Raw genomic sequence first — 13,462 nt, forward strand, 5'->3', positions numbered from 1 at the left:
TGTTCGAGGCGACGCTCGGGGATAAGAGCAGGGGACAATACGGGTATGACTTCCAGCAACCAGGTTTTCGGCAAGCGTCGTCAGCAGCATATCGTCATCCTCGCGAGCGGCGACCGCATCCGCCATATGACGATACGGCCCTGGATGCTGGCGCTGACGGCATGCTTCCTCGGTGTCATGGCGATCGGCTACCTGGGTGCAACAACCTACCTTGTGCTGCGCGACAACCTGATTGGCGCCACCATGGCACGCCAGGCCCGCATGCAGCATGAATATGAAGACCGGATCGCGGCACTTCGTGCGCAGGTGGATCGCGTGACATCGCGGCAATTGCTCGACCAGCAGGTTGTCGAGGAAAAAGTTGAAAAGCTTCTCGAACAGCAGATGGCGCTCACCTCCCGGCATGGTCGGATTGGCGCATTGCTGAAGGATGCAAATGTCGGGACTTCTATTCCGTCTGAAAGCCCCTCGCCTGCCCAGAAGAAGGACGGCGCCCAGGACGATCAGGCCAGCGTGACCCCGGATGGTTCGCGTGCGTTCGCATCGCTACTCGGCGCGCCGACAGGAGCTGATCAGCCAAAGGCACATGCGTCGCTTGCGCTCGGCTACGTGCCGATGACCACGGACAATGTTGCTGATCGTGCGGACCGCCTGTTTTCCCACATGACGCTCTCCCTGAAGGAGATTGAGGCGGAACAGATGGCGCGGATCGCGGAACTGACGACAGGCGCAGCAAAGACGGCGGATGAAATCGCAGCCATTCTCGACCGGCAAGGTGTGCCAGTCGAGTCGGCCGCTGCCGAGATCGTGCCCGAGGCGATCGGCGGGCCCTACCTTGCGCCGCGGAACGAACAAAGCTTCAACGCCTCCCTCAACATGCTGGATACGACACTCACGCGGCTTGAAGCCGTTCGTGACACAGCCCGGCGGCTGCCTTTTGCCAACCCCGCCCCTGGCCACGACATTACCAGCCGCTTTGGCAACCGCCCCGACCCATTCCTTGGCGGCCTTGCCATGCATGCAGGCATTGATTTTCGCGCACCGACCGGATCGGAAGTTCGCTCCACGGGGACCGGGACAGTGGTCAGCGCCGGCATGGCGGGTGGCTACGGCAATATGGTCGAGGTCGATCACGGCCTGGGTCTGACAACGCGTTACGGTCACCTTTCCCGAATTCTGGTCAAGGCCGGCGACACGCTGCAGGCCGGCGACGTGATCGGGCTTTCTGGCTCGACTGGCCGGTCGACAGGCCCGCATCTGCATTACGAGGTGCGCCGCAATGGTGACGCATTGGACCCGATGCGCTTTCTCAATGCCGGCATGAAGCTAGAGCCTCTGATCAACTGACATTCGCAAAGGCTTTTCAAGCCCTTCGTCATGACAACCGTTTCTAGCTGCCGCTTTTATTGTCGGACCGCCCAATTTAACGTGCATTGTTAAGCCTTTCCTCTGTTGATTCTGCCCGTTTCCTTGACTTTCGGATGGTTTGCCACTATTCGGCGCAACCAATACGGTTCGCATCCGAGCCGTCTCATCGATGTTCGTTTGAACAGGAACGGAAACTATTTCCCTTTGACCACTTTTGCTGACCTTGGCCTGAGCCAGAAAGTCCTCTCAGCCGTCACCGATGCCGGCTATAACATTCCGACGCCTATTCAGGCCGGTGCTATCCCGCCTGCGCTTGAACGTCGGGACATTCTGGGTATCGCTCAGACCGGGACGGGCAAGACGGCATCCTTCGTTCTGCCAATGCTGACCCTTCTTGAGAAGGGCCGTGCGCGTGCCCGCATGCCACGCACGCTGATCTTGGAACCGACGCGCGAACTCGCAGCGCAGGTTGCTGAAAACTTTGATAAATATGGGAAAAACCACAAGCTGAATGTCGCCCTGTTGATCGGTGGCGTGTCGTTCGAAGAACAGAACCGAAAGCTGGAACGTGGCGCCGATGTGCTCATTTGCACGCCTGGCCGCCTGCTCGATCACTGCGAACGCGGCAAGCTGTTGATGACCGGCGTCGAAATCCTCGTGATCGACGAAGCCGACCGCATGCTCGACATGGGCTTCATCCCGGATATCGAGCGCATTGCCAAGATGATCCCCTTTACACGGCAGACGCTGTTCTTCTCCGCCACCATGCCGCCGGAGATCCAGAAGCTGGCAGACCAGTTCCTGCAGAACCCGACGCGAATCGAAGTAGCCCCGCCGTCTTCGACCGCCAAGACGGTGACCCAGCGTCTGGTCGCCTGCCATAACAAGGACTACGAGAAGCGTTCGACCTTGCGCGATCTGATCCGCGCCCAGGACGAATTGAAAAATGCGATCATCTTCTGCAATCGCAAAAAGGACGTTGCGGACCTGTTCCGCTCGCTCGAGCGCCATGGCTTTTCCGTCGGCGCCCTGCATGGCGACATGGACCAGCGCTCTCGCACGACCATGCTTGCCAACTTCAAAGCCAATGCCATCACGCTTCTGGTGGCATCCGACGTCGCTGCCCGCGGCCTCGACATTCCGGACGTAAGCCACGTCTTCAACTTCGACGTTCCGATCCATGCGGAGGATTATGTCCACCGCATCGGCCGCACAGGTCGTGCAGGCCGCTCGGGCGCCGCCTTCACCCTGGTGACGCGCAGCGACACCAAGTTCCTCGATGCCATCGAAAAGCTGATCGATCAGAAGATCGAATGGCTTGGAGGCGACCTCTCCGGCCTGCCCGAACGGGTAGAAACCGAAGATGCCGGTCGCGGTCGTGGCAAGGGTCGCGAACGTGATCGCGACCGGGGCCGCGGCAAGCGCAGTCACAAGGCTGACACGCCGCGAGAGGATACTCCCATCATCGTAGTTGAAGAAGCACCTGTAACGGTAAGGACGGAAAGCGTGGCAGTCGAAAACCAGAGAGCGGACAATCGCAAACCTCAGGGCGGCCGCAATCCGGGACGCCCCTATCCCGCCAACGACGATCACCGCGAGCGCCGCCGTCGCCGTGACGACGATGACGGTCCGACACCGGTTGGTTTCGGCGATGAAATTCCGGCTTTCATGCTGATCGTGGCCAGCGCCAAGATCTGATTGCCTGATGGCCGCACCCGGCATTGATTTTCCCGGATTCGGAGTGGGATTGCTGATCCGTGACACAGACGGTCGGATCCTACTCTACAAGCGCGTCAAATCGCCGGAAGCGGACCACTGGTCCATTCCCGGCGGGAAGGTCGACCACATGGAGCGATCTGAGGATGCTGCCCGCCGCGAAGCCGAGGAAGAGACAGGGCTTGCGATCGGTGCGATCGAATTCCTCTGCCTGTCAGAACAGTTGATCGTGGCAGATGACCAGCACTGGATCTCTGTGATCTACACGACGGATGACTACGCAAACGAGGCGCGGATTACGGAGCCTGACAAGCTATCCGACATGGGCTGGTTCGCTTCGGACGACCTGCCGCAGCCGCTTTCGGTCTTTGCTCGTGATGCCGCGGCCCGGTGGACGGCATCCACCTGACACATCGGCTTTTCAGGCCTTGCGGCCTTTTTTCGATGCTGATTTCGTTGGGATAGCTTTTGCACTTCTGGCGCCCGCTTCGAAGGCAAGTCTCGCCCATCGCTGCATCTCTTCCGGATCGTCCAGCGCATCCTCTGGGAACGACCAGTAGGGCATCATCACCGTCTTGCCGGTCTTTCCCTCATAGCCCCATTGGGTCGACCCCGCCGCTGCAAAAAGGGGTGCCGTTTCCGAATCTGCTTTCAGGAGGATGTCTCCTTCGAACTCGATGGCGAAAATGATCCCGTCGCGGTAGATGCCCTTGCCGCCGAACATCCGGCGGATGGAGATCGGCTGCAGGGAAAAGAACATGTCCTCGATCGCTGCACTGTCCATTCTCAGCCCTCCAACTTGCCTCCGGCTGCGAGGACAGCCTCCGGTGTGTCGACATCAAGACGGGCAGCGGCGCCGATTTCGATATCGATGACGGGAACGCCTGCCGTTTCGATAACGGCGCGGGCGCCAATGTCACCTTCAAGCCGCCTTAAGGCCTCGAAGGTCGAAACGGGCAGGATCACCGGGTTGCCGCGTTTTCCACCGGCTGTTGCCCGGATGATCGCCCGCTTGCCAGCGCCCACATGCGCCTCAACCAGGCGCTTCAGGTCGGTGGGGCCGACATTTGGCATGTCCGCCAGAAGGACCATCACTGCAGATGCGCCCTTGCTTTCCGCTCTACGGACACCCACGGCGAGAGAACTGGCCATCCCGGAGAGGTAAAGCGCGTTCTCCACGCATTCCACTGGCAAATCGCGGACAGTGGCGGCGATCTCGGCTGCACGGTGGCCTGTGACAACGATGACCGGGCCGATGTCTGCCTCCACGGCATGGCGGACGACCCGATGGACAAGGCTTTCTCCCCCGAAGGTGGCGAGGAGCTTGTGCTGTCCGCTTTCCCCCATGCGCGAGGCACGGCCGGCCGCGAGCACCACGACTGCCAACTCTTGCTTCGCCGGCTGGTCGCCGGTTGCGGTCAGCCGCGGCAGCGGCCTTGCCGGAATTTCCATCAACAAACCGCCGACACCCCAGCCGCTCATCTCATCCTCTGATGGCGGATCGCCGGCCAGAATTCCGTTCAAAACCCAGTCGAAGCCGTTCTCCTTTGGCGACCGGGCGCATCCGGGTGCGCCGATCACCGGCACATCTCCGATATGGCCGAGAACGAGCAGATTGCCCGGATCAACCGGCAGGCCGACCCTCTCAACGATGCCGCCAGCACGACGGATCGCCTCCGGGATCACGTCGTTCTCATCACAGACCGCGGCGGCACCGAAGACGACCATAAGCGGTGTTGATGCTTCCGTCTTGCCGAGGCTGCGTGTGATCGCCGCGGCAACCGCATCCGCTTTGTGTGGAACACGTTGCTCTGACACCAGACGGCTTGCCGATGGCTGAAGGCGCATCTCCAGCACGCGTGCAGTCTTGTCCATCACCGTGGGCTTCAACGATGGGAGTTCGGTGGCAATCAGGTGGACCGCGCGGGGCGTGTAGGCTTTGAGCGAAAAGGCAGCAGCTGTACGGAGGACGGTTTCGGCATGCGCAACGGCTGATCCGGCCACAGCAAGCGGAATGATCTTGATCGTGGCGACCAGGTCACCGGTGCGCACATCACTTCGGTCCGCGAGCGTTGCCAGGGTGATGGCGGGATCGATCCGGTTGAACTGATCAACGATTTTCTTGTCGGCACGAAAGAGACCATTGTCAGCAGCATAAATATTCACGCGCCCGGTCGAGGCGGGACTGCGTGTCAGGCCTTTCAGATCGACGGATGCAGCAAGCCGGTCAGCGGCCTCATCTTCATCCAGATCGCCCGCCTCGAGGCGAACAGCAATCACTCGGTCGATACCCTCTGATCTCAACCTCGCGATATCAGAGGGGGTGAGTCTATGCCCCTTTGCAAGCTTACTGTCATCAAGGCGGACCGCATGCGCGAGAATGACACCATTTGCTGCATCAAGTGGACATTCACCGAAGATCATCCATCAGCCCCCGGTGACTGAACCACACGTTGGCGAAGGGCGCGAATGACGTCGGCGAGAACGGCGACTGCGATTTCTGCCGGGGTCGCTGCGCCAATATCGAGGCCGATCGGCGCGGACATGCGGTCGATATCCGCAGGCGCAACGCCCGCTGCGGTCAAACGCTCCACGCGTTTGGCATGGGTTTTTCGGCTTCCAAGCGCGCCGATATAGAAGGCACCCGCGTCAAAGCCCGCAAGAAGCGCCGGATCGTCGATCTTCGGATCATGCGTCACAGCCACCAGCGCGGTATGGGCATCGAGAGGCGATAGGGCGAATGCATCCTGCGGCCATTCGGTGACGAGATCTATGCCGGCAAAACGCTCAGGCGTGGCAAAAGCAGTTCGGGGATCGATAACCGTGACGGCAAATCCCGCAATAGCGGCCATCGGCGCGAGCGCCTGGCTGATATGGACAGCCCCGATTATGGCGATGCGCGGTGATGGCAGATGCACGTTGAAAAACAGGGGCCTGCCGTCGATCTCGGCGCTGCCGGACGTTCCACAGCGAAAGCGGCTCGTGACTTCGGTTGCGAGGGTATCGTCCAGGCTGTTCCGTTCAGGGGATCTCTCAAGGATCAATCGGGTCTCTCCCGACATTTGATCGGTCAGGACTATGGCGGCCTGTCGGGCACGCCTTGCGGCATTCAGAGCGAACACGAGCGATGCCTGCATCAGTCGAGCCTTTCGACATAGACGCGGATACGCCCGCCACAGGACAGGCCGACGCGCCAAGCCGTCTCGTCGGCAACGCCGAATTCAAGCATCCGGGCCTTGCCACTCTCCAAGACGTCGAGCGCTTCCGTGATCACTGCGCCCTCCACACACCCTCCTGACACGGAGCCTTCGAAATTGCCGTCCGCGTCGATCACCAAATGGCTGCCGACGGGACGCGGCGCCGAGCCCCAGGTCTCAACGACGGTTGCAAGGGCGACAGACCTCCCGGAGGAAAGCCAGCTTTCGGCGGTGTCCAAAGGATCTGCAACAGCAGCTTTTTGCATGGGTAGTTCAGCGATGGCGGGTTCAGGCATGGTCAGGCACTCCTCATTGCCACCAGGAAACGCCTGGGATCTACGGATCGATCCGTTGGACCACCCAAAGCGTGCACAAGATCGGACAGTGCATTGAGATTGTGGACCGCACGCAATTCGTCCACATGCGGCAGCATGGCCTGCACACCGCGGGCCCGGGCTTCAAAACCTGAAAAGCGCAGAAGCGGATTCAGCCAGATCAGCCGTCTGCACGATCTGTGGAGCCGCGCCGTTTCATCCGCCAGAAGCGATATGTCCTCCCGCTCCAGCCCGTCGGTGATCAAGAGGACAATGGCACCCTGCCCCAGCACGCGCCGCGCCCAGTCGCGGTTGAACTGCTTCAAGGTCTCGCCGATGCGCGTACCGCCCGACCAGTCCGCCACAGCCTCGCTGCAACGCGCAACGGCTTCATCGGGGTCGCGGTGACGCAGTGCTCGCGTAACATTGGTCAGGCGTGTGCCGAAGAGGAAAGTATGCACCCGCCGGCGTCTCTCGGTCAGTGCATGCAGGAAATGCAGAAAGACCCGGCTGTACTGGCTCATCGAGCCGGAGATATCAGCGAGAACCACAAGCGGCGGCGGACGAAGCCTCGGTGCGCGGAATTTCGGCAGCATGAGATCGCCGCCCGTGCGCAAGGACTGGCGGATGGTGCTACGCGCATCGAAATGGCGGCCCTGTGGTGCCGGTCGAAAGCGGCGGGTGCGTACGGCATCGAAAGGCATGGACAAACGCTGGATCTCGCGTCGGGCCTCTGCCAGTTCGGCAGCGGTCATCTGGCCAAAATCGAGGCGACGAAGGACTTCCCTCCCCGACACGGTGAGGCGCGCATCGATCTCGATATCCGGGTCGCCTGACTTGGCGGCCTCCTGTTGACGCTCGGCAAACAGCGCGTCACTGACACGGGCGGCGCCAGCCTTCGGCTTGTGACGCTCGCCAATGGCGGCGACGGGCGACATCAAGGCGATCATCTTGCCGACGAGATCGCGCGAGCGCCAAAAGATCGCAAAGGCCTCATCAAAGACGGGTTGGTCCTCGTGTTTCTTGACGAAAATCGCCGACAGCGCGGCATGAAACTCGAGCCGTGCGCCGATACCGATGGCATCAATTGCCTCAATGGCCTCAATGACCGCCCCCGGCCCGGGCTTCAATCCGGCCCGGCGAAGCACTCGCGCAAAATGCAGGATGTTTTCGGCAAGTCGCCCCTCGCCGAAAGCCACAGGAGGAACGACAAGCCCGTCATGTCCAGGCGCATCCTCCATTGTCATCCTGCCACACTCAAGAGTTCGGCCTTCACTTCGGACAGAAGCTTCTGTCCTTCGCCGCCGCCAATCCGGGCAATGTCTTCCTGGTATTTCAAAAGCGTGCCAAGCGTGCCGGAAATGGTTTCGGGATCGAGTGCCAGCCGGTCCAGTTCGGTCAACGCCGTTGCCCAATCGAGCGTTTCGGCGATGCCGGGGTTCTTGAAGAGATCGATCGTTCGGAGCTTCTGCACATAGGCGACGATCTGGCGTGACAGTTGATCGCCACAACCAGGCACCTTGCGTCGGATGATAGACAGCTCTTCGGCCGCCGCCGGATAGTCGACCCAGTGATAGAGACAGCGGCGACGCAGCGCGTCGTGCACCTCGCGGGTGCGATTGCTGGTGACGATGACGATCGGTGGTTCCTCGGCTTTGATAGTGCCGAATTCGGGCACACTGACCTGAAAGTCGGAGAGCACCTCCAGCAGGAACGCCTCGAAGGCTTCATCTGTTCGATCGAGTTCATCGATCAGGAAGACCGGGGCTCGCCCCGGCTGACCGCAAAGTGCCTCCAGGACTGGACGGCGGATCAGAAAACGTTCGGAAAAGATATCCCGCTGCAAGCGGTCACGGTCAGACTGGCCAGCGGCCTCGGCCAGTCGGATTTCCAACATCTGGGCGGGATAGTTCCACTCATAGACGGCCGACGAAATGTCGAGCCCCTCGTAACACTGGAGCCGGATCAAGGGCCTGTCGAGTGCCTTGGCAAGCACCTTGGCCACTTCCGTCTTGCCGACACCGGCTTCTCCTTCAAGAAAGAGTGGCCGCTTCATTGTGAGGGCCAGGAAGATCACCGTCGCCAGCGATCGCCCCGCCAGATAATCCTCCGACGCCAGCAAGTCGATGACCCCATCGATCGACCTGGGCACCTGCGTTCGATCCGTCTCAGCCATGTCTCCTCCCGGCTTTGACAGAGAGCTTACAGCGCGTGGTAGGATCGGTCCAGATAGATGAGTGCGGGCTCCTTGGGACCAAAATGTACGGCTTCGACAGCGCCAAACAGGATGGTATGCGTGTTTGTCACCTTCTGGTCGACGACCCGACAGTCGAAGGCAACAAGCGCATCCGACAGGAGCGGCGATCCGGTTACAGCGACTTGCCACTCGGCCAGTGCGAAGCGCTCTTCAGACGTCATGCCCTTGAAGCCAGCAAAGGCGTTCGCAAGCTCCTGGTGCCGAACCGACAGCGTGTTCAGCGCAAAATGGCCAGAGGTGAACAACACATCATTGTTCGCATTGCCGTTGTTCAAGCAAACCAGGACTGTCGCAGGATTGTCGGAGACCGAGCAGGCGGCCGTGATGGTCACGCCCCGGCGGAGGCCATCCCATTCTGTGGTTACGATCTGGACATGGCCGGCGTAACGACTCATACCCTCGCGATAAAGGGTCGAATCCAGGACTTGCGACTGCAATGCGATCTCCTTAAGGCCAAACCGATGGTGCATCGAATATGGCGAGCAAGGATTACCGTTTCCACAATGAAGAACCAATTTGTCGAAGACGTTGCCATTCATTGGAAAGCGAACGTTTCCAATTGCCTGCGCTTTCGGTTAGGATCGCGTCACCAATCCGGGGACGCTTGATGAAACGACTGACACTGACGCTGCTGCTTCTGGGCTCATGCCTGGTGCCGGCCAGTGCACAACAACTGACGCTCGCGATTGTCGCCCCTAAATCCGGCAATTTCGAGAGCCTTGGCAATCAGGTTCGCCAGGGGGCACAATTGGCGGCCGGTAGTCTCTCCATTTCGCTGATCGAGATTCACGAACCCTGCACGGAAGGCAGCGGACCGGTGCTTGCCGACCAAATCGCCAAGTCCGGCGCGAAGGCAGCGATCGGCTTCCTGTGCAGCGAAAGCCTGGTCGGTGGCCTACCCGTTCTCGCCGAGGCAAAGATTCCAGCCATCACGCTCTCTGTGCGCTGGAAAGGCATGATGGAAGACGCTCTCAAGAATGGCTGGCCGTTCTTCCGGCTCGGACCGCACAGCGATTCGGAAGCCCAGAAGCTAACCGAAATCATTCTGCGCGACTGGAAGGGCGAAGCTATTGCGCTGGTCGAGGACGGTACCATTCGTGGACGCGAACTCACTGAAGCAATCCGCATCGCGCTGGAAGAGCGCGGCCTGAAACCGGTGTTTGTCGACACTTTCCGCCCCGGACAAGAAAACCAGCTCGCGCTCATCCGCCGCCTGCGCAGTGCGGGTGCCACACGCGTCTTCGCGGGCGCAGACCGCAATGACGTCGCGATCATGGCTCGTGATGCGGCCGCTGAAGTTGCCCCGATGACGTTTCTCGGCGGGGACGCCATGCGGGCACCGAATGAACCCGTTGCGCTTCAAGAGGGCGTGCTTGCCGTCGGGCTGGCCGAAAAGCCCGCAGGACCATCGGCAGCAGCGATCACAGAAGCGCTTGCCGCCGGGCGTATCCCGGCAGAAGGCTATGTGGTGCCCGCCCATGCCGCCGTGACACTGCTTGCCGATGCGCTTGGCATCTCCTCGGCCATGGGCACACCACTTGCGGAAACGCTGGTAGGGACCGATTTCGAGACCGCACTGGGGCCGATCCGGTTTGGCGACGACCATGAACTTGCCGTCAATCCCTATCAACTGATGGAATGGCGAGGCGGCGACTTCGTCCCGATTGCAGCCGCCAGCCAGTAGCCCTACCTACTCCCGGTAAGGCCAGAAGGCCTGGGTAAAGACGCCACCATCGACCCAAATGGTCTGGCCGGTCACAAAGGCGGATTGTTCGCCAGCGAGAAAGAGGATCGGGCCTGCCAGATCTTCCGGCGTTCCGACCCGCCGCAGCGGCGTGACATCGCCCCAGGTCTTGGCATAATCCGGCGATTCAGCCTGGGTGCGCGCCGTCTCGATTGCGCCCGGCGCGATGCAGTTGACCCTGATTCCGTATGGTCCAAGCTCGACTGCAGAGACCTTGGTGAATTGCTCGATACCGCCCTTGGAGGCTGTGTAGTCGACGAGCTTGGGAAAGGCGAGCTTGTTGCAGCCGGAACCGAGATTGATGATCGAACCACCCGTCTTTGCCGCGACCATACGGCGGGCCACCAGCTGGGTATTGAGGAATGTGCCCTTGAGATTGGTATTTATCACCGCATCCCAACGTTCTTCTGGGAGATCCAGGAGGGACGCCCACGTCTGGATGCCGGCATTGTTGACGAGCACATCCGGCACCTGACCGGCCCAGGCGATGGCCTCATCGAGAAAAGCTTCAATAGCCGCGCTGTTGGCGACTTCGCATTCGCGGCCGATCGCCCGGCCACCCTGCGCTGCCACATCCGCTTCGACGGCGTTCGCCGCATCCGTCTGTCCGAGATGCGTAAAAGCGACAGCGTAACCCTTGTCGCTAAATGCTTGCACAAGATGACGCCCGATACCGGAACTTCCGCCGGTGATGATCGCAAACTTCGACATGCCGTCCTCCCATACAAATTCCTCAAGCGGATGCAGGGATGCAGGTCCCACGCCACGCCGTCAAGGTGGTATTGACCTCATCCCAAGGCATGGTTGCCGCCACGTGCCCCCGATGATATTCGAGCGGCCAAGAGAGCCATCCTGCGGATGCCGAGCGATGTCCGCCGGGAACCCAGATGGCACGACTGTCAACGAGGAGCTCCGATGACCCGCCCGCTGAAGATTTCCCCCTCCATTCTCGCTGCCGACTTTTCGCGACTCGGCGAGGAAGTCTCGGATGTCGTGGAAGCGGGGGCCGAATGGGTCCATCTCGACGTTATGGATGGCCACTTCGTGCCGAACATCTCCTTTGGCCCGGCAATCATCAAGGCGCTGCGCCCACATACCACGGCTGTGTTCGACTGCCATCTGATGATTGCACCTGCCGACCCCTATCTCGCAGCCTTCGCGGACGCCGGCTGTGATATCATCACAGTCCATGCCGAAGCCGGACCGCACCTGCACCGTTCGCTGCAAACCATTCGGGCACTCGGCAAAAAGGCCGGCGTCTCGCTCAACCCGGCAACCCCGCTCTCGATCCTTGAGCACGTGATGGACGATCTAGACCTCATCTTGATCATGAGCGTCAACCCAGGCTTTGGCGGTCAGAAATATATCCCTGCCATGACCGACAAGATCGCAAAGGCCCATGCCTTGATCGGCAACCGCCCGATCGATCTTGAAGTCGACGGCGGCGTTACTGCTGCGAATGCCGCCGAGATCACGCGCGCCGGCGCCAATGTTCTGGTTGCCGGATCGGCGATCTACAAGGGTCGGGGCGTCGCAGACTATCGCCAGACGGTCGCTGCCTTGCGCCAGGCTGCAGATACGGGGCGCATGTGAAAGCAAGCGCTCTCGTTCTGGTCCTGATCGCGCTTCTGACGACGTCAGCCAAAGCCGGCGATGTCGCCGAGATGCGGCCGCATGGTTTTTCACAGGATGGCCGTTACTTCGCCTATGAAGAATTCGGCGAGCAGGACGGTTCGGGCTTTCCGTATTCCAGCGTCTCCATCATCGACACGCAGACTGACAGTTTTGTACCCGGCACGCCGATCGATGTCCTGGTGAAGCGCGAGGATGCGACCATTGGTGAGGCACGGCGCGAGAGCGCGACCAAGGCGTCGGCACTCTTCGAGACCCATGGGATCGGCGAGGATCCTGGCTATTTGGCAGCCTTCAATCCGGTAAGCGAGCTTGGGCAAGAGTTTCAGAACCTGCGCTATCAGGCAACCCCGAGCCTTTACGTCGCCGATGGCATCTACCGGCTGAAACTCGAGCAGTTTCCCGCATCGGCGGAGGGGATCTGTAAGGACCTTACGGTTGATGTTCAGGGATTTCGGCTGACGCTTGCAGATGACGCTAAACCAGCCGACGCCCGCAAGGTCTACGAGGACCAGCGGGTACCAACCAGTCGCCACTGCCCGAGCAGTTACGGGATCGCCGGCGTTGTTACGCCTCGGTATGGGTCAAAAGGGCCGCACATGGTGATGGTGCAGATGCTGACCCTGGGCTTCGAGGGGAACAATGTCCGCTGGCTCGCCGTACCGGTGAGACCATGATGAAGCGGGGCGCAGACAGAGTGCAAGATCCAGGCGTAAATGCCCCGCGCCGTCTGCCCCCGATACGGCTCTGGTTTGGTGGTGCTATTCTCTGGGCCTTTGCCATGGCCGCCAGCCTCGTCGCCTCGACGATTGTTTTCGGCCACCATATGGGCAGCCATATACCGGCCCTCACCCTGCTCTATGCAGCCGGCGGAGCGTTGGGCTGGTTTTTCGCCCTACCCTTGATTGGGTGGCTCACGGTGAAGCGACCAGCACCGGCTGTCCTTGCCGCCTGGCTGCTCCTGCTCGGCCTTTTGACGATCCTGGCGACCGCTGGCCTCTTTGCCCTGCACTACCGCATCTTCTATGCCCATTGGCATGCGCCATTCCCTTCGCGCATCTGGGTGTATCAGCAGGTCTTCACATCGGCATCCGCCGTCTACCAGTTCGCCGTGACGGGTCTCCGGCACTTTTTTCCGGTGGGCTTTGCCATCCTGTTTGTCCTCAGTTTCACCATGGCGCGCCGCAACCGTTGAGCTTGACGTTCCACTTTGCTAAAGCGAGCCAGAATTCAG

At 60.7% G+C, this 13,462-nt stretch carries 15 protein-coding genes; 7 read left to right on the forward strand and 8 right to left on the reverse strand.

Going from position 1 to position 13,462, the window contains the following annotated elements; translation table 11 throughout:
- The first annotated feature begins 45 nt into the window (after positions 1-45).
- The 3 genes from ACSV9I_RS03335 to ACSV9I_RS03345 all read left to right on the forward strand — a co-directional run bounded on the left by ACSV9I_RS03335 (position 46) and on the right by ACSV9I_RS03345 (position 3,493).
- Positions 46-1,347 carry a M23 family metallopeptidase gene (locus ACSV9I_RS03335; protein ID WP_438327231.1) on the forward strand — a complete coding sequence of 434 codons (1,302 nt, stop codon included), beginning with the start codon at positions 46-48 and terminating at the stop codon, positions 1,345-1,347.
- A 225-nt stretch (positions 1,348-1,572) separates the two neighbouring features.
- On the forward strand, positions 1,573-3,066 hold the full coding sequence (locus ACSV9I_RS03340; protein ID WP_438327233.1) for a DEAD/DEAH box helicase: 1,494 nt from the start codon (positions 1,573-1,575) through the stop codon (positions 3,064-3,066).
- A gap of 7 nt (positions 3,067-3,073) precedes the next feature.
- Positions 3,074-3,493, forward strand: a complete 420-nt coding sequence (locus tag ACSV9I_RS03345) for an NUDIX domain-containing protein (RefSeq protein ID WP_438327236.1) — start codon at positions 3,074-3,076, stop codon at positions 3,491-3,493.
- Between the two features lie 12 nt (positions 3,494-3,505).
- Here ACSV9I_RS03345 and ACSV9I_RS03350 read toward each other — a convergent pair whose 3' ends face one another.
- The 7 genes from ACSV9I_RS03350 to ACSV9I_RS03380 are packed head-to-tail and all read right to left on the reverse strand — an operon-like array spanning position 3,506 to position 9,322.
- Complete coding sequence (locus ACSV9I_RS03350; RefSeq protein WP_438327238.1) at positions 3,506-3,868, reverse strand: TfoX/Sxy family protein; 363 nt, start codon at positions 3,866-3,868, stop codon at positions 3,506-3,508.
- 2 nt (positions 3,869-3,870) lie between these two features.
- Entirely contained in the window at positions 3,871-5,508 is a 1,638-nt protein-coding gene (locus tag ACSV9I_RS03355; protein ID WP_438327240.1) for an NTP transferase domain-containing protein, read from the reverse strand.
- Positions 5,505-6,221: an XdhC family protein gene (locus ACSV9I_RS03360; RefSeq protein ID WP_438327242.1), complete on the reverse strand. Its 717-nt coding sequence runs from the start codon at positions 6,219-6,221 to the stop codon at positions 5,505-5,507. The genes ACSV9I_RS03355 and ACSV9I_RS03360 overlap by 4 nt, the downstream gene beginning before the upstream one ends.
- Entirely contained in the window at positions 6,221-6,577 is a 357-nt protein-coding gene (locus ACSV9I_RS03365) for an XdhC family protein (protein ID WP_438327244.1), read from the reverse strand. Before ACSV9I_RS03365 ends, ACSV9I_RS03360 begins: the two co-directional genes overlap by 1 nt.
- Before the next feature lie 2 nt (positions 6,578-6,579).
- Entirely contained in the window at positions 6,580-7,836 is a 1,257-nt protein-coding gene (locus ACSV9I_RS03370) for a vWA domain-containing protein (protein ID WP_438327245.1), read from the reverse strand.
- Between the two features lie 2 nt (positions 7,837-7,838).
- Positions 7,839-8,771 (reverse strand): AAA family ATPase, encoded by a 933-nt coding sequence (locus ACSV9I_RS03375; RefSeq protein WP_438327247.1) that lies wholly within the window; start codon positions 8,769-8,771, stop codon positions 7,839-7,841.
- A gap of 26 nt (positions 8,772-8,797) precedes the next feature.
- Entirely contained in the window at positions 8,798-9,322 is a 525-nt protein-coding gene (locus ACSV9I_RS03380) for a flavin reductase (RefSeq protein WP_438327249.1), read from the reverse strand.
- A gap of 137 nt (positions 9,323-9,459) precedes the next feature.
- Here ACSV9I_RS03380 and ACSV9I_RS03385 point away from each other — a divergent pair, with 137 nt between their 5' ends.
- Positions 9,460-10,536, forward strand: coding sequence for a branched-chain amino acid ABC transporter substrate-binding protein (locus ACSV9I_RS03385; protein ID WP_438327251.1), 1,077 nt, complete (start codon positions 9,460-9,462; stop codon positions 10,534-10,536).
- A 6-nt stretch (positions 10,537-10,542) separates the two neighbouring features.
- On the opposite strand, the gene ACSV9I_RS03390 is transcribed toward ACSV9I_RS03385, so the two are convergent.
- Entirely contained in the window at positions 10,543-11,307 is a 765-nt protein-coding gene (locus tag ACSV9I_RS03390) for an SDR family NAD(P)-dependent oxidoreductase (RefSeq protein WP_438327252.1), read from the reverse strand.
- A gap of 204 nt (positions 11,308-11,511) precedes the next feature.
- Between ACSV9I_RS03390 and rpe the strand changes: the two genes are divergently transcribed.
- From rpe to ACSV9I_RS03405, 3 genes are read left to right on the forward strand one after another with little or no spacing between them, the layout of a single operon-like run.
- Entirely contained in the window at positions 11,512-12,189 is a 678-nt protein-coding gene (gene rpe / locus ACSV9I_RS03395) for a ribulose-phosphate 3-epimerase (protein ID WP_054158423.1), read from the forward strand.
- Positions 12,186-12,905 (forward strand): DUF2259 domain-containing protein, encoded by a 720-nt coding sequence (locus ACSV9I_RS03400; protein ID WP_438327254.1) that lies wholly within the window; start codon positions 12,186-12,188, stop codon positions 12,903-12,905. The genes rpe and ACSV9I_RS03400 overlap by 4 nt, the downstream gene beginning before the upstream one ends.
- A gap of 20 nt (positions 12,906-12,925) precedes the next feature.
- The gene (locus tag ACSV9I_RS03405; RefSeq protein WP_438327256.1) at positions 12,926-13,423 is read left to right on the forward strand and encodes a hypothetical protein; all 498 of its coding nucleotides are present in this window, start codon (positions 12,926-12,928) and stop codon (positions 13,421-13,423) included.
- Positions 13,424-13,462 lie beyond the last annotated feature (39 nt).

The sequence above is a fragment of the Rhizobium sp. G187 genome (genome assembly GCF_051549525.1).
Taxonomy (GTDB): Bacteria; Pseudomonadota; Alphaproteobacteria; order Rhizobiales; family Rhizobiaceae; genus Allorhizobium.